This window comes from Brevundimonas vesicularis, assembly GCF_014204545.1.
GTDB classification, from domain to species: domain Bacteria; phylum Pseudomonadota; class Alphaproteobacteria; order Caulobacterales; family Caulobacteraceae; genus Brevundimonas; species Brevundimonas vesicularis_B.
Genome location: NZ_JACHLJ010000003.1, coordinates 327075 through 350511, shown reverse-complemented (window position 1 = coordinate 350511; position 23437 = coordinate 327075). Strand labels below are relative to the sequence as shown.

The 23437-nt window shown below is 66.1% G+C and carries 19 protein-coding genes; 9 read left to right on the top strand and 10 right to left on the bottom strand.

Annotated elements, in window-relative coordinates; all coding sequences use genetic code 11:
* Positions 1-12: 12 nt before the first annotated feature.
* On the bottom strand, positions 13-843 hold the full coding sequence (gene dapF / locus HNP47_RS13475) for a diaminopimelate epimerase (RefSeq protein ID WP_184279923.1): 831 nt from the start codon (positions 841-843) through the stop codon (positions 13-15).
* 40 nt (positions 844-883) lie between these two features.
* Between dapF and HNP47_RS13470 the strand changes: the two genes are divergently transcribed.
* The 4 genes from HNP47_RS13470 (at position 884) to HNP47_RS13455 (ending at position 7260) form a co-directional block, all read left to right on the top strand.
* On the top strand, positions 884-1678 hold the full coding sequence (locus HNP47_RS13470) for a potassium channel family protein (protein WP_184279922.1): 795 nt from the start codon (positions 884-886) through the stop codon (positions 1676-1678).
* Between the two features lie 100 nt (positions 1679-1778).
* Positions 1779-3953, top strand: a complete 2175-nt coding sequence (locus HNP47_RS13465; RefSeq protein ID WP_184279921.1) for a prolyl oligopeptidase family protein — start codon at positions 1779-1781, stop codon at positions 3951-3953.
* A gap of 169 nt (positions 3954-4122) precedes the next feature.
* The gene (locus HNP47_RS13460) at positions 4123-6363 is read left to right on the top strand and encodes a prolyl oligopeptidase family protein (RefSeq protein ID WP_184279920.1); all 2241 of its coding nucleotides are present in this window, start codon (positions 4123-4125) and stop codon (positions 6361-6363) included.
* Between the two features lie 141 nt (positions 6364-6504).
* Positions 6505-7260: a DUF1223 domain-containing protein gene (locus HNP47_RS13455; RefSeq protein WP_184279919.1), complete on the top strand. Its 756-nt coding sequence runs from the start codon at positions 6505-6507 to the stop codon at positions 7258-7260.
* Here HNP47_RS13455 and HNP47_RS13450 read toward each other — a convergent pair.
* Together HNP47_RS13450 and glpK are read right to left on the bottom strand one after the other, a co-directional pair.
* Positions 7257-8333 (bottom strand): phosphotransferase family protein, encoded by a 1077-nt coding sequence (locus tag HNP47_RS13450; protein ID WP_184279918.1) that lies wholly within the window; start codon positions 8331-8333, stop codon positions 7257-7259. The genes HNP47_RS13455 and HNP47_RS13450 overlap by 4 nt on opposite strands.
* A 37-nt stretch (positions 8334-8370) precedes the next feature.
* Entirely contained in the window at positions 8371-9900 is a 1530-nt protein-coding gene (glpK, locus tag HNP47_RS13445) for a glycerol kinase GlpK (protein ID WP_184279917.1), read from the bottom strand.
* A gap of 37 nt (positions 9901-9937) precedes the next feature.
* Between glpK and HNP47_RS13440 the strand changes: the two genes are divergently transcribed.
* From HNP47_RS13440 to HNP47_RS13430, 3 genes are all read left to right on the top strand, one after another.
* Positions 9938-10918: a threonine/serine dehydratase gene (locus HNP47_RS13440; RefSeq protein WP_184279916.1), complete on the top strand. Its 981-nt coding sequence runs from the start codon at positions 9938-9940 to the stop codon at positions 10916-10918.
* Between the two features lie 62 nt (positions 10919-10980).
* Positions 10981-11448 carry a MaoC family dehydratase gene (locus HNP47_RS13435; RefSeq protein ID WP_184279915.1) on the top strand — a complete coding sequence of 156 codons (468 nt, stop codon included), beginning with the start codon at positions 10981-10983 and terminating at the stop codon, positions 11446-11448.
* A gap of 239 nt (positions 11449-11687) precedes the next feature.
* Positions 11688-12845: an OmpA family protein gene (locus HNP47_RS13430; protein ID WP_184280028.1), complete on the top strand. Its 1158-nt coding sequence runs from the start codon at positions 11688-11690 to the stop codon at positions 12843-12845.
* Between the two features lie 188 nt (positions 12846-13033).
* On the opposite strand, the gene HNP47_RS13425 is transcribed toward HNP47_RS13430, so the two are convergent.
* Entirely contained in the window at positions 13034-13708 is a 675-nt protein-coding gene (locus tag HNP47_RS13425) for an OmpA family protein (protein WP_184279914.1), read from the bottom strand.
* A gap of 224 nt (positions 13709-13932) precedes the next feature.
* On the opposite strand from HNP47_RS13425, the gene HNP47_RS13420 reads away from it, so the two are divergent.
* Positions 13933-14844 carry an isopenicillin N synthase family oxygenase gene (locus HNP47_RS13420; RefSeq protein WP_184280027.1) on the top strand — a complete coding sequence of 304 codons (912 nt, stop codon included), beginning with the start codon at positions 13933-13935 and terminating at the stop codon, positions 14842-14844.
* Positions 14845-14848: 4 nt separating this feature from the next.
* Here HNP47_RS13420 and HNP47_RS13415 read toward each other — a convergent pair whose 3' ends face one another.
* From HNP47_RS13415 to HNP47_RS13390, 6 genes are all read right to left on the bottom strand, one after another.
* Positions 14849-16717, bottom strand: a complete 1869-nt coding sequence (locus tag HNP47_RS13415; RefSeq protein WP_184279913.1) for a TadE/TadG family type IV pilus assembly protein — start codon at positions 16715-16717, stop codon at positions 14849-14851.
* Between the two features lie 144 nt (positions 16718-16861).
* Positions 16862-18757, bottom strand: coding sequence for a M2 family metallopeptidase (locus HNP47_RS13410; RefSeq protein ID WP_184279912.1), 1896 nt, complete (start codon positions 18755-18757; stop codon positions 16862-16864).
* A 64-nt stretch (positions 18758-18821) separates the two neighbouring features.
* Complete coding sequence (gene mtgA, locus HNP47_RS13405; RefSeq protein ID WP_184279911.1) at positions 18822-19514, bottom strand: monofunctional biosynthetic peptidoglycan transglycosylase; 693 nt, start codon at positions 19512-19514, stop codon at positions 18822-18824.
* Positions 19514-20479 carry a WD40 repeat domain-containing protein gene (locus HNP47_RS13400; protein WP_184280026.1) on the bottom strand — a complete coding sequence of 322 codons (966 nt, stop codon included), beginning with the start codon at positions 20477-20479 and terminating at the stop codon, positions 19514-19516. The genes mtgA and HNP47_RS13400 overlap by 1 nt, the downstream gene beginning before the upstream one ends.
* Before the next feature lie 49 nt (positions 20480-20528).
* Positions 20529-21467: a pirin family protein gene (locus HNP47_RS13395; protein WP_184279910.1), complete on the bottom strand. Its 939-nt coding sequence runs from the start codon at positions 21465-21467 to the stop codon at positions 20529-20531.
* A gap of 39 nt (positions 21468-21506) precedes the next feature.
* Positions 21507-21995: an Lrp/AsnC family transcriptional regulator gene (locus HNP47_RS13390; protein ID WP_055754211.1), complete on the bottom strand. Its 489-nt coding sequence runs from the start codon at positions 21993-21995 to the stop codon at positions 21507-21509.
* 149 nt (positions 21996-22144) lie between these two features.
* Between HNP47_RS13390 and HNP47_RS13385 the strand changes: the two genes are divergently transcribed.
* Complete coding sequence (locus HNP47_RS13385; RefSeq protein ID WP_260394858.1) at positions 22145-23392, top strand: 3-methyl-2-oxobutanoate dehydrogenase (2-methylpropanoyl-transferring) subunit alpha; 1248 nt, start codon at positions 22145-22147, stop codon at positions 23390-23392.
* Positions 23393-23437: the final 45 nt, after the last annotated feature.

The window sequence follows — 23437 nt, the reverse complement described above, 5'->3', positions numbered from 1 at the left end:
GCAATCGCCGTCTCAGATCGCCAGCATGCCCGTCCGCTCGATCTCCACTGGCCCGGTCATCAGAACGCGATCGGTTTCCGCATCCCAGTCGATGACCAGTTCGCCGCCATCGACGACGACCGTCGCCTTGCGTTCGGTCAGGCCGCGCCGCGCGGTGGCGACCAGGGCGGCGCAGGCGCCCGTGCCGCAGGCCTTAGTCAGGCCAGCGCCCCGCTCCCAAACCCGCAGGCGGATGTGGTCCCGATCCAGAACGTTTGCGAAGCCGACATTGACCCCTTGCGGGAACAGCGGGTGATGCTCGACCAGCGATCCGGATCCGGTGACGAAGCCGTCGTCCTGGCGGTCGGTGAAGAAGACCACGTGAGGATTGCCCATGGAGACGGCGCCGGGCGTGTGCAGGAGCGGCGCGTCGATCGGCCCGACCTGTAGTTCGATCCCTCGCGTATCCATTTCTTCGGCCAGCGGCACCTGGTCCCAAGTCAGGCGAGGCTTGCCCATGTCCACGGTCACCCGGTGGTCGCCGGCCCGGGTGGCGGTGGTCGGGCCGCCCGCCGTGTCGATCACCACGCGGTCCGAGGCGTTGGCTTGCATCAAAAGCCAGCCGACGCAGCGCAGGGCGTTGCCGCAGGTCTCGACCATCGATCCATCGGCGTTCCACACCCGCATGAAGGCGTCGGCCGTGTCTGACGGTTCGATGGCGATCAGCTGATCGAAGCCCTCGCCCGTCTGGCGGTCGCCCAGCGCACGAATCTGGTCCTCGCTGGGAGCGAACGGCTGTTCCAGCGCATTGACGACGACGAAGTCATTGCCGGCGCCGTTCATCTTGACGAAAGGACGGGTCATGCAGGCCATATAGGCCCAACCCAGCGTCGCGGAAACCAGCGTGTCCCAGACCGAAACCGACCCCAAGGATAACGGCCTGCGACTGCGCGCCCGCCTGCGATACCTGTATCACGGCAGTCAACCGCCGGCGGTGCGGTTCCGGTTGATGGTCATCGTCATCGATCTGGCGATCATCGGCTTTTTCCTTGCGGCGCCCATTCTGAAGAACATGGGCTGGGCCTTCTATGCGCTGGACTATTTCATCGCCGCCATCCTGGCCCTGGACCTGGCCGCGCGGGCCTATGCCTATGCCAACATCAAGGACTGGCTGAAGCGGCCGATCGTCTGGGTCGACCTGTTCGTGCTGGCGACCCTGCTGTTTCCGGCCTGGCTGTTCAATCTCGGCTTCCTGCGGATGTTGCGACTGTGGACTCTGCTGAACTCGGATTTCTTCTGGCGCACCGTGGGGGCGCGGTTCGACGATACGCGGGTGGAGGGGATCGCGCGGGCCCTGGCCAATCTGATCACCTTCGTCTTCGTGGCGACCGGCTTCGTCTATGCGACCTTCAGGGGGCATGACGGCATCGCCGGCTATGTGGATGCGCTGTATTTTACAGTGGCCACTCTGACGACGACCGGATTTGGCGACGTGACCCTGCCCGGGCCTTGGGGGCGGTTGTTGTCCATCGCCGTCATGCTTGTCGGCATCACCCTGTTCCTGCGTCTGGCCCAGGCCCTGATCCGACCGCACAAGGTGCATTTCCCCTGCGACCGCTGCGGCCTGCAGAACCATGACCCCGACGCCGTCCACTGCAAGGCGTGTGGCAACCTGCTTTGCATTCCCGACGAGGGATGAGGCGGCGCGTCCCGCCGGTGTGACAAAACGGTAAGGTCGCACGGCTTGCCGCACGGGAAGGCGTCGTTAAGGTGCCGGCTTCGTTTTCGGGGACCTGTCCATGATCCGTGCTTCCGCCGTCGCGCTTGCGACGCTTCTCGCCTCCACCAGCCTGACCTCGGTATCCATGGCCCAGACCCCCGCCTCCTCACCCGCCCCCGCATCTGGCGGTTTCGCGACCAGCGACGCGACCGACCCCTATCTGTGGCTCGAAGAGGTCGAGGGCGAGCGGGCGATGGAGTGGGTCAAGGCCCACAACGAACGCACCTTCGCCGTCCTGCAGGGCGATCCCCGCTATGAAACCCTGCATCAGCAGGCGCTGGAGATCGTCCAGGCCCAGGACCGCATCCCCTCGCCCGGCTTCACCCACGACGGCCATATCGACAACTTCTGGCAGGACGCCCAGCATGTGCGCGGGCTGTGGCGCCGCACGACGCTGGACAGCTATCGCACCGCCACGCCGGAGTGGCAGACCATCATCGACATCGACGCCCTGGCGGCGGCCGAGGGCCAGAACTGGGTTTACAAGGGCTCTACCTGCCTGCAGCCCGAAGAGCGCTACTGCCTGATCAGCCTGTCGAACGGCGGCAAGGACGCCGTGACCCTGCGCGAGTTCGACACCGTCGAGCGCAAGTTCGTCGACGGCGGCATCACTCTGCCGGAATCCAAGGGCGGCGCATCCTGGATCGACAAGGACACCCTGCTGATCTCGCGCGACTTCGGTCCCGGCACCCTGACCAACTCGGGCTATCCGATGGTCGTCAAGCGGATGAAGCGCGGCCAGACCCCGGACCAGGCCGAGACCCTATTCACCGGCCAGCCGACCGACGTTTCGGTGTCCGGCTACACACTGCGCGACGCCGACGGAGTGGTGAAGGCGACGCTGATCAACCGTTCGGTGGACTTCTATTCGTCCGAGACCTGGCGCCTGGGTGACGACGGCGCCCTGACCCAGCTTCAGCTGCCGGCCAAGTCCGACATCACCGGCCTGGTCCAGGGCCAGCTTCTGGTCTCGCTGAAACAGGACTGGACCGCGCCGTCGGGTCAGGATTTCAAGACCGGCGACCTGATCGCCTGGCCGCTCGAGGCCTGGCTGGCCGAGCAGTCGACGCCGGCCCAGCTGGTGCTGCGCCCGACCGAGCGTCAGGCCATCGAGGGCGTCAACGTCACGCGCAACAGGCTGGTCGTGGCCTTGTACGACAATGTGCGCGGCTCGGTGCGGGTCTATACCCCCGGTCAGGGTGAATGGGCGCATACGACGCTGGACCTGCCCCAGAACGTCTCGGTCGGCGTCGGTTCGGCCTCGGAGAAGGACGACAAGGTCTTTGTCAGCGTCACCGGCTATCTAAACCCCTCCAGCCTGTGGCTGGCCGATGCGGCGACCGGCGCGGTCGATCAGGTCAAGTCGATGCCGGCCAAGTTCGACGCAGCCGGCATGACGGTCGATCAGCACGAGGCCCGTTCGGCCGACGGGACAATGATCCCCTATTTCGTGGTGCATAAGGCGGACATGCCGCTGGACGGCTCGAACCCGACCCTGCTGTACGGCTATGGCGGGTTCGAAAGCTCGCTGCTGCCGGGCTATTCGGCGACAGTCGGCAAGCTGTGGCTGGAGCGGGGCGGCGTCTATGTCATCGCCAATACGCGCGGTGGCGGCGAGTTCGGCCCGCGCTGGCACGAGGCGGCCCTGCAACAGAACCGCCAGCGCGCGCATGAGGATTTCCAGGCCGTGGCCCTGGACCTGATCGCCCGCGACATCACCAGCCAGCCCAAGCTGGGCATCATGGGCGGTTCGCAAGGCGGGCTGTTCATGGGCGCGATGCTGACCCAGCGACCGGACCTGATCAACGCCGCCGTCATCCAGGTGCCCCTGTTCGACATGCTGCGCTTCCACAAGCTGCTGGCTGGCGCCTCGTGGATCGGCGAATACGGCAACCCGGACATTCCCGAGCAGCGCGCCTGGATTCAGCAGTATTCCCCCTACCAGAACCTGCGCGCGGGCCAGCCCTATCCTGAAGTCTTCATCCACACCTCGACCAAGGACGACCGCGTCCATCCGGGCCATGCCCGCAAGGCGGCGGCGCGGCTTGAGGAGCTGGGCTATCCGGTGCTGTTCTATGAAAACGTCGATGGCGGCCACGCCGCCGGAGCGAACCTGCGCGAAACCGCGCGTCGCCTGGCGCTGGAATACACCTATCTGTCGCGCCGGCTGATGGACACGCCGGCGCAGGAATAGGTGCTTTTCGATCCTCCCCCATGACGCGCAGCGAAATGGGGGAGGGGGACCACGAAGTGGTAGAGGGGGCGACCCCGCGCACCGTGTCTGGTTCCGCCCCCTCCACCGCCTGACGGCGGTCCCCCTCCCCCGCGACGCGGGGGAGGATCAGATTTGCGGAGTTCAAGCCATGCGTCACCTGATCCTGTCAGCCGCCATCCCGGCCCTTCTGGTGGCCGCCTGCGCGAGTACGCCGGTCGCCAGAGGTGTTGACGAAATCGTGGTCTCGACCAACGACAGCCCTCCGCCTCACTTCCCCCGCGACCTGACCCCGGCGGGCGTCGCGGCGGCGGACGATCATCTGGCGCTGGAGCAGGTGGACGGGGCCGAGGCCATGGCCTTTGTCGCCGAAGAGAACCGCAAGTCCCTGGCCGCCCTGACCGGCGATCCGCGCTACGAGACCTTCCGCGCCGAGGCCCAGGCGATCCTGACCGCCACCGACCGCATCCCCAGCCCGTCCTTCCTGGGCGACGGCATCGGCAACTTCTGGCAGGACGCGACCAATCCCAAGGGCGTCTGGCGTCGTACGACGCTGGACAGCTACCGGACCGCGACGCCGCAGTGGGAGACGCTGCTGGACATCGACGCCCTGTCCAAGGCGGAGCGCAAGGACTGGGTGTTCAAGGGCGCCGACTGCCTGGCGCCGGACGACACCCGCTGCCTGATCAATCTGTCCGACGGCGGCAAGGACGCGGTGGTCGTGCGCGAGTTCGACCTGACCACCAAGCAGTTCGTCGATACCGGCTTCAACCTGCCCGAGGGCAAGCACCGCATCGAATGGCTGGACCGCGACACGCTTCTGGTCGCCACCGACTTCGGCGCCGGAACCATGACGGAGTCCGGCTATCCCTTCATCGTCAAGACGCTGAAGCGCGGCCAGACCCTGGCCCAGGCGACCGAGGTCTATCGCGGCGAACAGGGCGACGGCGGATACGGCGTGAGCCCCGCCGTCTATCGCGCCAAGGACGGCAAGGTGACGGCCGTCATCATCACCCGTCCGCTGGACACCTTCCGGTCGGAAACCTGGAGCCTCGGTCACGACGGCAAGGCGACGAAGCTCAATCTGCCAGCCCGCGTCAGCGTCTTCGGCGTAGTTGGCGATCAGCTTGTATTCTCAAACGACGAGCAGTGGCGTTGGCTCGCACATGACTACAAGCCAGGAGCGCTTCTGGTCGTCGGTTTAAGAGCATTGTCCGCTGCTCCGTCGCCCACAAACGTCCCACCGGCGCCGATGACGGACGGACGCGATCCAGTCGGGATCTTCGTTCCGAATGCCCGTCAATCTCTCCAGAGTGTGGCGGTTCTCGACAACACCCTCATCGCCGTCATTTCGGATAATGTTGCGGGACGTTTGGTTCGCTTTCAGCGGACGGGGACTGAGGGACAGTATTCGTTCTGGGGCGCGACCGACATCACAGTCCCTGACAACCTCGCTGTCGGTCTGGGCGACTCGTCCAAATCACGCGGCGAAGTGTTCGTTTCGACTCAGGGCTTCCTAGTCCCTCCGACCCTCAGCCTGGCCGATGCGGACGCCGCGACCCTGACCACGCTGAAGTCGGCGCCCGCCAAGTTCGACGCGTCGCGCGACGTGACAGAACAGTTCGAGGCGACCTCGACCGACGGGACCAAGATCCCCTATTTCATCACCCGTCCGCGCGACATGAAGCTGGACGGGTCGAACCCGACCATCATGCTCGGCTACGGCGGCTTCCAGGTCAGTCTGAACCCGGCCTACAAGCCCGAGATGGGCAAGCTGTGGCTGGAGCGCGGCGGCGTCTTCGTCCAGGCCAATATCCGCGGCGGCGGCGAGTTCGGCCCCGACTGGCACCAGGCGGCCTTGGACGGCGATCGTCAGAAGGCCTTTGACGACTTCGCCGCCGTGGCGCGCGACCTGGAACAGCGCGGCGTCACCAGCCCGCGTCGCCTGGGCATCTACGGCCGCTCGAACGGCGGCGTCCTGACCAGCGTGTCGATCACCCAGCACCCGGAACTGTTCAATGCGGCGGTGATCGAGAGCCCGCTGGTGGACATGCTGCGCTATCACGAGCTGCCGGCCGGCGCCTCGTGGATCGGCGAATACGGCGACCCGCGCATCCCGGAAGAAGCCGCCTGGATCGCCCAATATTCGGCCTATCAGCAGCTGCGACCCGACGTGACCTATCCGCGCGTCTATCTGACCACCAACACGCGCGACGACCGCGTCCACCCCGGTCATGCGCGCAAGTTCGCCGCTCGCCTCGGCGATCAGGGCCACGATCATCTCTACTACGAGGACACGGCCGGCGGTCACTCCAACGACGCCGACCCGGTCGCCAACGCCCGTCGCTGGGCGCGTCACTATGTCTATCTGTCGCAACAACTGATGGACTGAGCGCTTTTTCTTTGGGCTACCGCGCTTGGCGCTGCTTGAGCCCGTCCTTGCTTGGGTTATCGCGCGCCGCGCGCGGCTTGAACCCGTGGGTCACGCGATTATGAGGCGCGGCGGTGGGTCGCGGGGACTAAGAACGACGGCATGAACACCAAGGGCTGGATCATCGCGGGCACGGTCATGGCGGGCGCCCTGCTGTCCGTCGCCTCGGCGGCCCAGCCGGCTGCCGGCCGTCCGCCGCTCGCGCCGCGTCACGCCACAGCCGACGGGCCGCCGGTGGTGGTCGAACTGTTCACCGCTCAGGGCTGCGGCGGCTGTGTCGAGGCCAATGCGGCGGTCGAGAAGGCGGCGGCCCAGCCTGGCGTCATCGCCCTGACCTATGGCGTGGACTACTGGGACTATCTGGGCTGGACCGACACCTTCGCCCGCCCGGAGTTCGTTCAGCGCCAGCGCGCCTATCGCGCCGCCCTGCGCCAACGTGGCGTCTCGACGCCCCAGGTGGTGATCGACGGCCGTCGCCAGGTGTCCGGCGCCCGCAGCCTCGAACTTGAAACCGCCATCGATCAGGAAGCCGTGCGCCAGGTCTGGCCGCCCCAGATCGAGTTCCGCGAGAACGGAAACGGCGTCGGCGTCGGCTCCGGCCGCGCGCCCGTCGGCGGCGCCGAGGTGGTGGCGGTGACCTATACGCCCGGCCCCCAGGTGGTCGAGGTTCGCCAGGGCGAAAATCGCGGCCAGTCGATGCGGCACATGAACGTCGTGCGCGGCGTGACCCGCCTGGGCGAATGGCGCGGTCGCCCGATGCTCTACGCCCTGCCGTCCGCCCGCCCCGGCGAGGCGGTGGCGGTGCTGGTGCAAGGCAAGACCGACAAACGCATCCTGGGCGCCGCCGTCAGGGACTAGGCGCCGGCCTTCTTAGCGAAACCCCAGGCCGCGTCGCTCAGCGGGCCCACCTGGGCGGCCATGGTCTTGGCGTGGGCGCTGGCGGCGGTGCCGTCGCGGACGCGGCCGGCGATGCCCTGGCAGATGGCCGCCAGGCGGAACAGGTTATAGGCGTAGAGCCAGTCCAGATTGGCGGGCCGCATGCCCGTCGCGGCGGCATAGCGTTCGACCGTCTCCTCGACAGACGGGATGCCCAGGGCCTCCAGATCGGCGCCGGCGAGGCCGTTGCGCAGGCTGGCCGGAATGGCCCAGGCGATCAGCAGATAGGAGAAGTCGGCCATCGGATCCCCCAGGGTCGACAGCTCCCAGTCCAGCACGGCGCGGACCTGGGCTTGGTCCGGCGCCAGGATCATGTTGTCGAGGCGGAAGTCGCCGTGGACGATCCGGCTTGGTCCCTCGGGCGGCAGGCTGTCGGGCAGGAAGGCGATCAGCCGGTCCATGGCGGCGACGGGTTCGGTCTCCGAGGCGCGATACTGTTTGGTCCAGCGGCCGACTTGCCGCGCGAAATAGTTGCCGGCCTTGCCGTAGTCGCCCAGGCCGATGGCGGCGGGGTCGAAGGCGTGCAGACGGGCCAGGGTGTCCGTCTGGGCCTCATAGACGGCGCGGCGTTCGGCAGGCGTCAGTCCGGGCAGTTTCAGGTCCCAGAAGATCCGGCCCTCGACCTTGTCCATCACATAGAAGATCGAGCCGATGACGGCTTCGTCCAGGCACAGGGCGTGGGGCTTGGCGACCGGGAAGCCTTGGGCGGCGAGGGCGGAGATGACCTGAAACTCGCGGTCCACGGCATGGGCGCTGGGCAGGAGGACGCCGGGCGGCTTGCGGCGCAGCACATAGGCGGCCGAGGGCGTCACCAGTTCATAGGTCGGGTTCGACTGGCCGCCCTTGAACTGGCGCACCGTCAGAGGACCGGCGTATCCCGAGACGTGGGCGCGCATCCAGGCGTCCAGCGCCGCCTCGTCCAGGCGATAGCGCGGATCGACCTCGCGCGTGCCGGAAAAGGCGCTTTGGGCGTCCAGCGGGGCGGCGTCGGTCATGCGGCGGTCCTCGTCGTTTCCTTGAGCCGTCCGGATCTCACGCCCGGTCCGGCGCGGCGATGATGGCGGCCTTCACCGCGCGACGCCAGCCGGAAAGCAGACGCTCGCGCTCGTCCGCCTTCATGCGAGGTTTCCAGCAGGCCGGCGCCTCGGCCGGGCGCGCCTCCAAGTCCGGCAAAAGGCCGACGCCCAGGGCCGCCAGGCGCGCGGCGCCGAGAGCCGTCATCTCCTGGAAGGCCGGACGCTCCACATGGACCTCGCAGATGTCGGCGACGAACTGCATGGCGAAACTGTTGGCGGTGACGCCGCCGTCCACCTTCAGCGTCTTCAGAGACGGGGCGCCGTCGGCGGCCAGGGCGTCCAGCAGATCGCGCGTCTGATAGGCCAAGGCTTCCAGCGCGGCGCGCACGAAATGGGCCGGACCGGAATCCCGTGTCAGCCCGATGATGGTTCCCCTCGCTTCTGGTTCCCACCATGGTGCGCCCAGACCCGTGAAGCCGGGGACCATATAGACGCCGCCGTTGTCCTTGAGGGTCTGCGCCATCGCCTCCGATTGACGCGACTCTGAGATCAGCCCGACCCCGTCCCTCAGCCACTGGATCGCCGAGCCGGCCGAGAAGATCGAGCCCTCCAGCGCATAGGCGGTCTGGTCGCCGGCCTGATAGCCGAGCGTGCCCAACAGACGCCGGGTTGAGGCCACGGGCTCCGCGCCGACATTGGCGACAAGGAAGGCGCCGGTGCCATAGGTGATCTTGGCGTCCCCGGCCTTGAGCGCCCCGTGCCCGACCAGAGCCGCCTGCTGGTCGCCCGCCGATCCGGCGATGGGCAGAGGCTGGCCGAACAGCGCCGGATCGCTCTCGCCGATCACACCTGCGCAAGGGACGATGTCGGGTAGGGCTTCGCGCGGCACATCGAACACATCGCACAGGTCGTCACGCCATTTGACCGTCCTCAGATCCATCAGAGACGTGCGTGATGCATTGGTCGCATCGGTGGCGTGGACCCGGCCGCCAGTGAGCTTCCAGATCAGCCAGGCGTCGATCGTGCCCAGCTTGACCTCGCCCTTCGCCGCCCGCTCGCGCGATCCGGGCACAGCGTCCAGGAGCCAAGCGAACTTGGTCGACGAGAAATAGGGATCGAGGATCAGGCCGGTCATGGTCTGGACCCGAGGCTCGTGGCCTTGGGCGGTCAGGCGTGCGGTGACGTCGGCAGTGCGGCGATCCTGCCAGACGATGGCGCGATGCAGCGGCTCGCCGGTCGCCGCGTCCCAGATCACGGCCGTTTCGCGCTGATTGGTGATGCCGATGGCGTTGAAGCGGGCGACGCCTCCGGCCTTGCGCACCACCTCTCGACAGGTCTGGAGCGTCGCGGTCCAGATTTCGGCGGCGTCATGTTCGACCCAGCCGGACTTCGGAAAATGCTGGGCCAGCTCGATCTGGCTGACCGCGACGGGCCTCAGGTCCCCTTTTTCTTCGCCTACCGCGCTTCGCGCTGCTTGAGGCGCGACCGCGAAGGCGATGGCGCGGGTGGAGGTCGTGCCCTGGTCGATGGCGAGGATCAGGCTCATGGTTCTCTCCCGGCTGCGTCTTGGGTAAGGGGAGCATATGACGACGCACCTGCCCAGCTATGAAGGCGTCCTCGACGCCGCCCGCCAGATCGACGGGATCGCCGTCCGCACGCCCCTGCTCGAAAGCCCGGCTCTGAACGCGGCGGTCGCCGGGCGGGTTCTGATGAAGGCGGAAAGCCTGCAGCGCGCCGGAGCCTTCAAGTTTAGGGGCGCCTATAATCGCATCAGCCGGCTGACCGACGAGGAGAAGGCGCGCGGCGTGGTCGCCTTCTCGTCCGGAAATCATGCGCAGGGGGTGGCCGCTGCCGCAGCCATGGTCGGGACGCCGGCGGTCATCGTCATGCCGTCGGATTCGCCCAGGGTGAAGGTCGAGGGCGTGATCGGCTTCGGCGGCGAGGTGCGCTTCTACGACCGCTGGACTGAAAGCCGCGAGGCGATCGGCGCGGCCATCGCCGCCGAGCGCGGCTCGATCCTGGTTCCGCCGTTCGATGATCCCTTCATTATCGAGGGCCAGGGGACGACGGCGCTGGAAATGCTGGATCAGGCGGATGCGCCGTTCGACCAGTTGCTATGCGGGGCGTCCGGCGGCGGGTTGATGGCCGGGATCAATCTGGTCATGGCCGAACGCAGTCCCGCGACGAAGGTCTTCGTGGTCGAGCCCGAAGCGTTCGACGACACCGCGCGATCCCTGGCGGCCGGAGAGCGGGTCGGTCATCCACAGGGCGCGCCCTCGATCTGCGACGCCCTGATGTCGCCGATGCCGGGTGCGCTGACCTGGCCGATCAACCGGCGGCTGGCGGGGGCGGTCACCGTCTCGGACGCGGAAGTCGCGGAAGCGATGCGGTTCGCCTTCCGCCATCTCAAGATCGTCCTCGAACCCGGAGGCGCCGTGTCGCTCGCGGCCCTGCTTGCCGGAAAGATCGGGACGAAGGGACTGACGACAGCCATTGTCCTTTCAGGTGCCAACGTCGATCCGACGCTGTACGCCGAGATCATTGAGGAGCGCTTCTGCGGCTGAGGGTCTTTCCTTCGTGACAAGGGTCGGCCAACCTCACCTGAAATGAACTGAGGAAACGCACAATGACCAAGGCCAGCGAACTTCAGACGTTGATCGGCCAGGAGGTCGGGGTGTCGAAATGGTTCGACGTCACTCAGGCCCGGATCGACGCCTTCGCCGATTGCACCGAAGACCACCAGTTCATCCATGTCGATCCGGAGGCGGCCAAGGCCACGCCGTTCGGCGGAACCATCGCGCACGGCTTCCTGACCCTGAGCCTCGCTTCGGCCATGAGCTATGACGCGGTGGCGCCGCTGGAGGGCGTCGTGATGGGCGTGAACTACGGCTTCGACAAGCTGCGGTTTCTGACGCCGGTGCCGGCAGGGTCACGCATTCGCGGCCGCTTCAAACTGTTGTCGGCGGACGACAAGGGCGGCGGACGCTGGCTGCTGAAACACGAACTGACGGTCGAGATCGACGGGGCTGACAAGCCGGCGCTGATCGCGGAGTGGCTCGGGATGCAGATGGTCGGCTCAAAAAACGAGCCATGACGCTCGCATAGGTTATAGCGTTGGGCTGCCGAAGATTGTGACACATCAACGGCCAGAGATTAACTATTCTGCGCCTCGGCGCCAAATTTATCTGTATCATCAAGGCCACGGTATCGGCTTCGCTGATAAACGTCGTCACGTTTCCGCCTCGACCTCATAAGGCAAGGCTGGTAAGACCCGCGTAGGCGGTAGACCCGCCCCCTACTATAACAGAGGCGGAGGGATACCCCCCTATGCGTATGAAGACTTTCGTGCTGGCCTCCAGCGCAGCGGCCGCCCTGGCCCTGTCGGCTGGTGCTGCATCGGCGGAACCCAATGGTTGGTACGGCGCCATCGACGCCGGCTACCACATGATCGACGATATCAATGCTGAATCGTCCACGACCGGCGCTAGCTGGAACTGGGAAGTGAACGACGGTTGGGCGGCGTTCGCTCGCCTCGGCTATCGCTTCAACCCGAACTGGCGCGTTGAACTGGAAGGCGGCTACCGCTCGGGCGACATCGGCACCGTGCGCGCCGTCACCGGCACGCAAGGCCTGTGCAACCTGACCCCGGCGACGGGCGGCTGCTTCTCGCCCGAGGGCGACATCGAATCCGCCACCCTGATGGCCAACGTCATCTATGACTTCGGCTTCGAATACTGGGGCGTTCGTCCGTTCGTCGGTCTCGGCGCCGGTGTGAACCGCGTCGACACCAACACGATCGGTGCGCTGCGCGCCAACCGTGCGGCCACCTTCGCCGCCGACGACACCTCGACCAAGTTCGCCGCTCAGGCGATCGCCGGTCTGGCCTGGGCCATCGGCGACCGCGCCAACATCGACCTGACCTACCGCTATCTGACGGGCGACGCCAACTTCGCCTCGACGACGGCCGGCACGGGCGCAGGCGCCACGCAGTTCGGCGAATGGGACGGCGACTACGACCAGTCGCACACCGTGACCCTGGGTCTGCGCTACAGCTTCGGTGCGGAAGATGCTCCGCCCCCGCCGCCTCCTCCGCCCCCGCCGCCGCCGCCTCCTCCGCCCCCGCCGCCTCCGCCGGCGCCGGTCGCTCAGACCCCGGTCGCTCGCCAGTTCGTCGTCTACTTCGACTGGGATCGTTCGGACCTGACCGCGGAAGCCCGTTCGGTGGTGACGCAGGCCGCCAACTACGCCAAGTCGGGTCGCCCGACGCGCGTCCTGATCGTCGGCTACACCGACACCTCGGGTTCGGCCGCCTATAACCTGGGTCTGTCCAACCGTCGTTCGCGCACCGTCGCGGACGCGCTGGTCGCCTCGGGCGTCAACGGCGGCGTCATCGCCCTCGACGGCAAGGGCGAGACTAACCTGGCCAAGCCGACCGCCGACGGTGTGCGCGAACCGCTCAACCGCCGCGCGACCATCGACATCAACTTCTAAGACTTTCGGAGCCGACCGGTTCGTCCAGGTCGGCTTCGAGCTTAGACGTCGTCGAAAGACAGAACGCCGCTTCCGAAAGGAGGCGGCGTTTTTCTTCGCGCCGTCTCACCTTGTGCGTGATGCGTCCACGCAGAGAAAAGGGCGACGCCTCGCGACGCCGCCCTCATACATTCTGATTTTGACGCCGATCAGCCGGTGAACGGACGGATCAGGATTTCGACCCGGCGGTTCTGTGCCTTGCCCTCGGCGGTGGCGTTCGAGGCCACCGGGTTGCGTGAGCTGTTGCCGGCGACATAGAGGCGTTGGGCCAGAACGCCACGGCGAACCAGTTCAGAGGCGACGCTGCTGGCGCGGCGCTCCGACAGAGGCTGATTGATCGCGTCGCCGCCCGACGAGTCGGTGTGACCGATCACGTCCACGGTCGACTGGTCGTACTGCTGCAAAACGCGAGCAACGTCGTCCAGCACTGGCAGGAAGCGCGGATCGATGGACGACTGGTTCGTGGCGAAGGTCACGTCCGACGGCATCCGCAACACGAGCAGGTCGCCTTGGCGCGCCACACCGACGCCGGAGCCGGACAGTTCAGCCTCCATCGCGCGTTGCTGACGATCCATATATTGGCCGACGGCCGCGCCGCCCAGCGCGCCGATGCCGGCGCCGATCAGAGCGTTCTTGCGGCCCTGTTCGCCGTTCGAGGTGTTGGTCAGATAACCGAGAACCGCGCCACCCAGAGCACCGGCGATGGCGCCGGTCCCGGTGTTGTTACGGACCGGACCCGAACGATAGGGGTCAGTGGTGGTGCAGGCGGCGGTCCCCAGCATGGCGGCGATGGAAACGCTGGCGACGATGAACTTGGCGCGCATGGAATGGTCCTTTTTCTTAGCGATCTGGCGCGGAAACGTGCGCTTACTGTGGAGGTTCCAAACTGTACCGTTCATGAACACCTGCCATGTCCGCACTCGCCATGGCCCTGACAAGCCCGCTGATTAGGCGTATGGGGACCGCCGCACATCCCCAGAACGAGGACGACGCCGTGAGCGTGACCCAGACGGACAACACGACCGACCGCGCCATTCAGCCGGTTTCGATGACGCAGTACGACGCCGATTTTCAGGCGTTCAGCGACGCATTGGGCGCGTCCTTTTCCCGCTATGGCTTCGCAGTGGTCGCCGACCATGGTCTGGACGAGGCGCGCATCACCGCGGCCATCGACGACGCCAAGGCCTTCTTTGCTCTGCCGGAAGAGGTCAAGCGCCAATACCATCACCCCGGTACGGGCGGCGCGCGCGGCCTTACCCCCTTCGGAGTCGAGGCGGCCAAGGACGCCAAGACGGTGGATCTGAAAGAGTTCTGGCACGTCGGTCGTGAACTGCCCGAAGGCCATCCCTATCGCCGCTATATGCGCGACAACGTCTGGCCGACCGAGGTCGATGGCTTCCGCCAGCACCTGTATGGCATGTTCGAGGACCTGGATGCGCTGGGCGCCAAGATCCTGCGCGCCATCGCCCGCTATCTGGAGCTGGGCGACGACTTCTTCGCCGACAAGGTGGAGATGGGCAACAGCGTCCTGCGCATGCTGCACTATCCGCCGGTTCCGGCCGATGCGCCGGGCGTGCGCGCCGGGGCGCATGAGGACATCAATGTCATCACCCTGTTGCTCGGCGCCGAGGAAGCCGGTCTTCAGCTGAAGGACAAGGACGGCAGCTGGCTTGACATCGCGCCGCCGCCCGGCGCCCTGGTCGTTAATATCGGCGACATGCTGCAGCGGCTGACCAACCATGTCCTGCCGTCAACGACCCACCGCGTGGTCAATCCGGCGCCCGAGCGTCGCGGCTTCGCTCGCTATTCGACGCCCTTCTTCCTGCACTTCAACCCGGACTTCCCGATCGAGACCCTGCCCAGCGCCATCACGCCGGATAACCCTGATCGCTACGCGGGCAAGACCATCCTGGCCGAGGATTATCTGAGTGAACGCCTGCGCGAAATCCGCCTGCTCTAGGCCGTTAGCGGGAAATCCGTAGTCGGGTGATGTCGCGTCCGATGGCTTGGAAGTCGTTGGACAGGTCCGCGCCCGACTGCGGCAGGAAGGCCTTGTCCTTGTCGGTGGCGCAACTGCTCAGAATCTTGGCCGCGTCGCTGCCTGGGGTGATTGAGAAGCCGACCGTGTAAACGATCACGTTCTTGTTCTTCATGCCGGTGCAGAGCTTTGCGGCCTGATCGAACGGGTCGCCGTTCGTCGCGTCGCAGGCGATCTTATCGTAGAGACTGCCTGACCCAGACCCGGCGTTTCGAGCGATCACGCCGCCGCAATAAGGGGTGTTGAACTCACCGTCGGTCATCAGAATGACAGCCTTCAGCACCTTGGTCGGCGCATAGGCGGCGGCCGTATTCGATGTCCACAGCGCATTGAACTGGTTGGATACCGTGTACCACCCCCAGGCGAGGCCGATCTGACCGGCGGTCGATCCCGTGACCGACAGACCGTTCACAAGGTTGGTCAGAGTGTCAATGTTGGACGTCAGGGGCTGGATCGTCGCCGCTGGACAGGGATTGCGTGGAGACGCGTAGTTTCGGCCGACGTAGGCGGAACCGGGGGCCGTGTCGGTATAGGCTGAGGAACCTGTCCGCTCACTGACGCAGGTGGTGTTGTCGAACACGTTCAGACGATTGTACTGCGGATCGCGGAAGACGCGTTTGGCGCATCCGTCACGGCCGCATTGAACGGCGCCGCCGTTGGAATAGTCGGCGTAGGCCGCGCCCCCGACCGGCACGACGAAGGCGTCCTTGGATGTGCGCTCATAGACTTCGAAAAGGCCGCTATTGTTGTTCAGCGCGGTCATGCCGGTCACGCCGGTGATCTGAACGCCCTCGTCCGCGGACAAGCCATGGTCGGTGGACGTAACAGTGACGAAGCAGTCGGAGCGCATGCATTTACGGATCTGACCGCCCGAGCTGTAGCTGCTGTAGCCGTTACCGCTGGTGGTGTTCAGCGCGTACCAGTTCGCGCCCGATTGATATTGTAGAGACACCCGATTGGCGTCGATCCGCACGACCTTGTAGGCGCGGTTGTTGATCTGAGTCATGCCGCTGACGCCGCTGATCCAGACGTAGTCATCGGTCGACAGCCCGTGGCCGTTGGCGGTCACGACCCCCGGCGAAGCGCGCGTGATGCCGGAGATCGACTTGGCCGCCGCCGCCGCCCATGCGGCGCCGGTGATGCTGGTCGAGCCGATCGAAGCGCCGCGCGCGGCGTCGGCGCGAGCGCCCAGGTTCACGCCGATCGAATAGGGCACGATCGCCATGCGTGAATAGTAGGGCGTCTGTTTTGCGGCCGGCTGAACGACCAGTTTGATCAGCTGGTTCGCGGCGTTCTTCAGATCGCCGATCCGGTTATTGCTGGCCATGGAGCCGGTGATGTCCAGCACCAGCGAGACCTCGATGTCCTTGGACGATCGGTTCACCTCGGAGTGGACGCTGACGGGCAAAGTGTCGTCGAGGATCTTGCCATAGGGCGGCAGGACCACATTGGCGATCAGCGTCTTCACCTGGACCTGGATGTCGGCGATGACGATCTGGTCTTTCGTCAGCTCGATCTTGACGGCGTCGTCGGCGAACGGCTCCACAGAGGCGTTGCGCAGATTGGCTCTCAGCGCCACCAGGGCGACGGTCTTCAGGTCTTTCGGATCAGTATAGGACGAGCGCGCCGCAGCCAGGGCGGCGGCGTCCAGCGCGTCCTGCACGCGCGCCTTGGCCGTCGTCACGCGGTTGATGTCGATGCCGCCCAGGGTCAGCATCATCAGCGCCGGCATCACCAGGGCGAAGATCATCACGACATTGCCGCCGCGATCCGACGAGAGGCGCGACGTGAACATGCGCAGAGCCTTCACCGCTCTGCCGATCCGATTGGAAACCTTCACCATGCCCATCCCAAAGGACGCGGACCGCCCGATTAGCGCTCAGTTTGCCATCGGGCGGTTAAGGGAATTGTGAAGGGGACGGTTAACGCCGCCGCGTAATCAGGCGGCGCTCCATCCGCACTGGTGACCCCGGTTCTGTTCCTGGAGCCAAACGTTCAATGGGGCGAAATAGTCGGCGATGGCCGAGGCGTCGTTGCCGTCGTCGCCGGTGAAGGCCTTCATCGCCTCCTGCCACGGCCGCGACTGGCCCATCTGCAGCATGGCGTTGAAGCGGGCGCCGACCTCCTTGTTGCCATAGACGGAGCAACGATGCAGCGGCCCGGTCCAACCGGCCTGTTTGCAGGCCGCGCGCTGGAACTGGAACTGATAGATCGCCGCCAGGAAGTAGCGGGTATAGGGCGTGTTGCCGGGCACATGGTATTTGGCGCCCGGATCGAAGGCGTTGGCCGGACGCGGGCTCGGTGGCACCAGACCCTGGTACTGCAGCATGTCGGCGGTCCAGGCTGTGTTGTAGGCGGCCGGCGCCGTCTCGCCCGAGAAGACGTCCCAGCGCCAGCGGTCGACCATCAGGCCGAACGGCAGGAAGGCGATCTTGTCCAAGGCCATCTTGAGCAGGAAGGGAATGTCCTCCTCTGCGCCCGGCGTGGTCTTAAGCAGGCCGATCTGGTTCAGATAGGTGGGGGTTAGGGCCGAAAGGCCGACGAAGTCGCCGATGGCCTCGTGGAAGCCGTCGTTGGCGCCGTTCCGGAACAGCATCGGTTGGTTCTTGTAGGCGCGCTGATAGTAGTTGTGACCCAGCTCGTGGTGGACGGTGTAGAAGTCGTCGCCGTTGACGTTGGTGCACATCTTGATGCGAATGTCGTCGGCATTGTCCAGGTCCCAGGCCGAGGCGTGACAGACGACTTCCCGGTCGCGGGGGCGGGTGATCTGACTTCGTTCCCAGAAGGTCTGAGGCAGCGGATCAAGGCCCAGCGAGACGTAGAAGCCCTCGCCCGTCTTGACCATTTTCGTCGCGTCGTAATCGGCGGCCTTCAGCAGTTCGGTGAGATCATAGCTGGAGGCGCCGCCGCTGGACGAGGCGACCACGTCATAGATATTGCCCCACTGCTGCGACCACATATTGCCCAAGAGATCGGCGCGGATCGGGCCGTGATCAGGCTGGACCGCATCGCCGTATTTGGCGTTCAGCCGGGCGCGCACATAGCAGTGCAGATTCTCGTAGAAGGGCTTCACCTGGGCCCACAGCCGGTCGGTCTCGGCGGCGAAGTCGTCGGCGGGCATGTCGTAGCCTGACCGCCACAGGGCGCCGGTGTCGGCGAAACCCAGTTCGCGCGAGCCTTCATTGGCGATCTCGACCATGCGGGCGTAGTCGTCGCGCATGACCGGCGAGATGGTGCGCCAGCCTTCATACAGCGCCTTGGTCTCGGCGGGATCGCGGCTGTCGGCCAGGATCAGCGAGGCCTCGTCCAGCGTGATCGGCTTGCCCTTGAAGTCGAACTTTCCGGTTGAATAGGTCGAGTCCAGCCGCGTGGTGATCTGGGCCAACTCCTCGGCTGCGCCGGGACGGTTGGGGGCGGGCAGGACCAGGCTGAGCCGCAGCAGGTTCAGCTTGCGGCGTACGACCGGATCGACCTGGACGTCGTTGAACTTGGCCGCCTGATTGGCCAGCTGGACCTGAAGCTCGGTCGCTTCGGCGTTGGCCTTGGACTCCAGCCACATCGTGTCGAAGGTGATGTTGGTGGCGCGCGCCCACTGGATGCGGGCGACATATTCGCTGACCTCGGCCCATTTGGTTTCGGCGTCGGCGATGAAGGCGGTCGCGCCCTCGGCGGTGATCGGATAGTCGGCGCGCATGCCGCTGACGGCGGGTGCGGGCGTGGTCGAGGCCGTTTGTTCGACGCCTGGCGCGCCGGCGGCGGGTTCGCTGGTGCTGGCGCAGCCGGCGGCGAAGGCGAGGGCGCAGACCGCGACGGCGGTCATCATCTGACGCTTCATGATGGATCTCCTGAACAGCGCGGGCAGGAGAGGACAGGCCCGGTCGCCCGTCAAGCGTGACGGTTCAGCGGCCGACGATGCAGGTGTTCAGACCCTCGTTGCGCACCGTGCCCATGGCCGCCTGAACGCGCGCAGCGCGCCGACGCACATAGGGGCCGGGCGCGGCGGCTTCGTAACGGCGCGGGGCCGGCAGGATGGCGGCCAGACGCGCCGCCTCACGCGGGCTCAGGTCGCGGGCGTCCTTGCCGAACCAGTGGCGCGACGCGGCCTGGGCGCCATAGACGCCGGGCGCCCATTCCACCACGTTCAGATAGACCTCCATGATCCGGCGCTTGGACCACACGGCCTCGATCAGGACGGTGTAGCCCGCTTCCAGACCTTTTCGGATCCAGTCGCGGCCGGGCCAGAGGAAGACGTTCTTGGCCGTCTGCTGGCTGATGGTCGATCCACCGCGCAGACGCCCGCCTTCGGCGTTGTGGTCCAGGGCCTTCTGGATCGCCTCCATGTCGAAGCCATGGTGGCTGCAGAACCGGGCGTCCTCGGCGGCGATGGCCGCATTGACCAGATTGGGCGAGATCTGGTTCAGACCGCGCCACTGATAGTCCATGCCGTCGCCCCTCGCGAGTTGGCGCAGCATCAGTATGGTGGGCGGCGGCGGGACGATGGCGACGATCAGCACGCCCGCGACCGGGATCAGGGCCAGGATCAAAAGCGCGGTCAGCACCACGCGACGCCAGTTCTTGCGGCCCGTCGCCATCAGAGGATCAACACCCCGGCGGCACCGTCTTCGTCGGCCCAGGCCACCTTGTCGACGGCGGGGCTAAGCGACAAGGCGACGATGGCCGGCCCCTTCTCGGCCTTGACGAAATTCAGACCCTGGGCCGCCGGATGCGCGACCCAGACCCGACCGTCGGTCAGGCCGGCGGCCAGCAGGCCCTGATCGGCGCGGGCCGAGACCAGATTGACCAAGGTCGTGTCGTCATAGCCGATCTCGGTCGCCTCGCGCCCCATCGGCCCGTTCGATCCGATGAAAGGCCACAGGACCGCGCCCTGCGCGCCCGAGGTCGCCATCAGCTGACCATTGGCCAAAAAGGCCATCGACCGCACCTTGCCCGGATAGCCGCCCATGCGCAGATTCTTGGCGTCCTTGATGCGCCAGCCGTGCATCTGATTGTCCTGCATCGTCGTGACGACGAAGGCGCCGTCGGGCGAGAAGGCGACGCCGGTGTGCGATCCGGCCCAGGCCAGTTTCACGGGCTGCTGCTTTTCGATCCGCGCATACCACAGCGCCGCTCCGCCATAGGTCGAGGTGGCGATGCGCCGGCCCTTGGGCTCAAAGGCGACGCCGGAGACGGTGCGCTCGTGCTGGAAGTCGCGTCGGAAGCCGACCTCCTTGGGGTCGATCACCGACAGGGTGCGACCGAAGGAAAAGGCGATCAGGCCCGAGGCCGGCGAGGCGTCGATGGCGTCGATCCACTGGTTCTTGGCCGTGGCCAGAACGACCGGGTCTTCGTCGCGACGGGTCCAGACGACCTTGCCGTCATCGCCGCCCGTGACGATCCCGTCGCCGGACGGATGAACGCAGGCGCACAGCACGGCGCCGTCGTGCGCCTCCACCCGCGTCCGGTCCTCGAACCGGACCGAGCCGTCGCCAAGGGCGAAGACGGCGCCGGTGTTGTCGAACAGGGCGGCGGTGACCTGGGCGTCGAAATCGAAGTTCATAGGCCGCATGTAGCGATCCGACCTCGTCGCGTCACCTTCTGCCTGCCCGCTAGACCGGATCGGTCGGCTTGGGCGTCACTGGCGCCGGCTCGGCTTGGGCCTTTGCGGGTTCGTCGGGCAGGGGGATGAATTCCAGATCGTCGGCGTTTGGCAGCGTCATCCGACCCGCCTTCCAATCGGCCTTGGCCTGATCGATGCGGGCCTGGCTGGAGGCGACGAAGTTCCACCAGATCAGCCGTTCACCCACCGGCTCGCCGCCCAGGACCATGACGGTCGACTGGGTCAGGGCCTTGACCGTCGGCTCGGCCGTCGGCTCCAGCACGATCATCTGGCCCTCGTGGAAGGTGCGATCGCCGACCTCGATGGAGCCCTTGGCCACATAGAGCGCGCGCTCGCTCATGCCTCCGGCGCCCTTGCCGGACGGCGGGGCGGTTCGCACGCCGGGCTGAAGCTCCCAATGGATATAGAACAGCGGCGACGACACCGGGACGGCCGCCTTGGCGCCGTAGGCCTCACCAGCGACCAACCGCGCGAATAGGCCGCCGTTCTCGTAGGCCGGCTGGGCGTCCTCGCCCAGGTGATGGAAGGCCGGGTCCATCTCTTCGGCCTCGTCGGGCAGGGCGACCCAGGCCTGCATGCCGTGCATCGGCCCGCCCTTGCTCTTCTTCAGCGGATCGGTGCGCTCGGAATGGACGATGCCCTTGCCGGCGGTCATCCAGTTGACCTCGCCCGGCCGGATCGCCTGATCGTAGCCGAGATTGTCGTGGTGCATGATTTCGCCCTCGAACAGATAGGTCAGGGTCGACAGGCCGATATGCGGGTGGGGGCGCACGTCGATGGCCGTGGCGCCCGGCGCGAACTCCGCCGGTCCCATCTGGTCCAGGAAGATGAAGGGCCCGACCATTCGGCGCGAATGGAAGGGCAGGACGCGCCCGACCTCGAACCCGCCCAGGTCCTTGCGGCGTGCGTCGATCACCAGTTCGATCATGGTCGTCATCCTCAGGCGGATCGGCCCACCTGAGCGACGTTATCCGACGTGAGGCGTAATGATGCCAAGAGGCAGGGCGGTCACATTCTTCACGCCGCGCGTCACGATGTGGCTTTCGCAATCCGAGACGATGCCAAGGGCCAGCAGCTTCTCGCGCAGGAACAGATCGAAGGCGTGCATGTCCGAGGTGATGATGCGCAGCACATAGTCCTCGCGCCCCGTGATGGTGGCGCACTGGACCACTTCGGGCCACTTGGCCACGGCGGCCTCGAAGACATTGAGATTGTCCGCCGAAGGCAGCATCAGTTTGACGATGGCGTAGACCTCGAAGTCCAGGCCCAGCAGCTGCGCGTTCAGCAGGGTGACGCGCTTGGTGATCAGGCCGGAGTCTTCCAGCCGCTTGATCCGCCGCCAGCAGGGCGAGGCCGACAGTCCGACGCGATCGGCGACCTCTGCGACCGACAGCCCGGCGTCTTGTTGCAGGATATCCAGGATGCGGGCGTCGATGGGGTCGAGTTCGTCGGCCAATGCGTTTCTCCGATTATGATTATCGCGAAATAAAATACCCGATATCGGGATTGCGCAAGGTCAAATTGAGCGAGCACCTGCTTAAGCGGCGTGTTATCACACGTCCAGAGGAAACACGGACGGACCCCAGAACGGATATGGACGCCCGCATGAACGACAAAATGAACAAAAAGAACAGCCAGCCCCTGTCCTTGCGCGTACCGGAGCCGTCCGGCCGTCCCGGCGATGCGCCGGACTTCAGCCATTTGCAGATGGACCCTGCCGGTGTCGTCGAACGGCCCGAGGTCGGATCGACGCCCTATCAGATGCGCGATCTCGCCTTCCGCCTGATTCGGGTGCTGGATGATGAGGGCGCCGCGGTCGGTCCGTGGAACCCACGCCTGGATCCCGAGACGATGCGTCGCGGCCTGAAGGCCATGATCCTGACGCGCGCCTTCGACGACCGAATGCACCGCGCCCACCGCCAGGGCAAGACCAGCTTCTATATGAAGTGCACCGGCGAAGAGGCCATCGCAGTCGCGCAGGGCATGATCCTGAGCCGCGAGGACATGGGCTTCCCCACCTATCGCCAGCAGGGGCTTCTGATCGCGCGCGGTTACCCGCTGGTCGCGATGATGAACCAGATCTATTCGAACGCCGAAGATCCGATAAAAGGCCGCCAGCTGCCGATCATGTATTCGGCCAAGGACTATGGCTTCTTCACCATCAGCGGCAATCTGGGCACCCAAGTGCCGCAAGCGGTCGGTTGGGCCATGGCCAGCGCCTACAAGGGCGACGACAAGATCGCCATCAGCTGGATCGGCGACGGCGCCACGGCAGAAGGGGACTTCCACAACGCCCTGACCTTCGCCTCGGTGTATCGCGCTCCGGTCATCCTGAACGTCGTCAACAATCAGTGGGCCATCAGCTCCTTCCAGGGCATCGCCGGCGGGCTTGAAACGACCTTTGCCTCCAAGGCCATCGGCTATGGCTTGCCGGCCCTGCGGGTGGACGGCAACGACTTCCTGGCGGTCTGGGCGGCGACCCAGTGGGCCGAGGAGCGCGCCCGGTCGAACCAAGGGGCGACGGTGATTGAGCTGTTCACCTATCGCGGCGCCCCGCACTCGACCTCCGACGACCCCAGCCGCTATCGCCCGGGCGACGAGCATGAGAAATGGCCGCTGGGCGATCCGATCGAACGTCTGCGCCAGCATCTGACCGTCATCGGCGAATGGGACGACGAGCGTCACGCCGCCGCGCTGAAGGACGCCGTCGAGCAGGTCCGCGCCGCCGGCAAGGAATCCGAAGCCATCGGCACCCTGGGCCAGTCGCGTCCCAGCGTGAAGACGATGTTCGAAGAGGTCTATGCGACCGAAGACTGGCGCCTGATCGAACAGCGCCGCGAGGTGGGGGTCTGACCATGAGCGAGCAAACCACCTTCACCGACGCCGACCGCAACGACG

Bases quoted from the DNA above. Each gene is read 5' to 3' on its own strand.
- dapF (WP_184279923.1), bottom strand. From the start codon at position 843: ATGACCCGTCCTTTCGTCAAGATGAACGGCGCCGGCAATGACTTCGTC.
- HNP47_RS13465 (WP_184279921.1), top strand. From the start codon at position 1,779: ATGATCCGTGCTTCCGCCGTCGCGCTTGCGACGCTTCTCGCCTCCACC.
- HNP47_RS13460 (WP_184279920.1), top strand. From the start codon at position 4,123: ATGCGTCACCTGATCCTGTCAGCCGCCATCCCGGCCCTTCTGGTGGCC.
- HNP47_RS13455 (WP_184279919.1), top strand. From the start codon at position 6,505: ATGAACACCAAGGGCTGGATCATCGCGGGCACGGTCATGGCGGGCGCC.
- HNP47_RS13450 (WP_184279918.1), bottom strand. From the start codon at position 8,333: ATGACCGACGCCGCCCCGCTGGACGCCCAAAGCGCCTTTTCCGGCACG.
- glpK (WP_184279917.1), bottom strand. From the start codon at position 9,900: ATGAGCCTGATCCTCGCCATCGACCAGGGCACGACCTCCACCCGCGCC.
- HNP47_RS13440 (WP_184279916.1), top strand. From the start codon at position 9,938: ATGACGACGCACCTGCCCAGCTATGAAGGCGTCCTCGACGCCGCCCGC.
- HNP47_RS13435 (WP_184279915.1), top strand. From the start codon at position 10,981: ATGACCAAGGCCAGCGAACTTCAGACGTTGATCGGCCAGGAGGTCGGG.
- HNP47_RS13430 (WP_184280028.1), top strand. From the start codon at position 11,688: ATGAAGACTTTCGTGCTGGCCTCCAGCGCAGCGGCCGCCCTGGCCCTG.
- HNP47_RS13425 (WP_184279914.1), bottom strand. From the start codon at position 13,708: ATGCGCGCCAAGTTCATCGTCGCCAGCGTTTCCATCGCCGCCATGCTG.
- HNP47_RS13420 (WP_184280027.1), top strand. From the start codon at position 13,933: ATGACGCAGTACGACGCCGATTTTCAGGCGTTCAGCGACGCATTGGGC.
- HNP47_RS13415 (WP_184279913.1), bottom strand. From the start codon at position 16,717: ATGTTCACGTCGCGCCTCTCGTCGGATCGCGGCGGCAATGTCGTGATG.
- HNP47_RS13410 (WP_184279912.1), bottom strand. From the start codon at position 18,757: ATGAAGCGTCAGATGATGACCGCCGTCGCGGTCTGCGCCCTCGCCTTC.
- mtgA (WP_184279911.1), bottom strand. From the start codon at position 19,514: ATGGCGACGGGCCGCAAGAACTGGCGTCGCGTGGTGCTGACCGCGCTT.
- HNP47_RS13400 (WP_184280026.1), bottom strand. From the start codon at position 20,479: ATGAACTTCGATTTCGACGCCCAGGTCACCGCCGCCCTGTTCGACAAC.
- HNP47_RS13395 (WP_184279910.1), bottom strand. From the start codon at position 21,467: ATGATCGAACTGGTGATCGACGCACGCCGCAAGGACCTGGGCGGGTTC.
- HNP47_RS13385 (WP_260394858.1), top strand. From the start codon at position 22,145: ATGAACGACAAAATGAACAAAAAGAACAGCCAGCCCCTGTCCTTGCGC.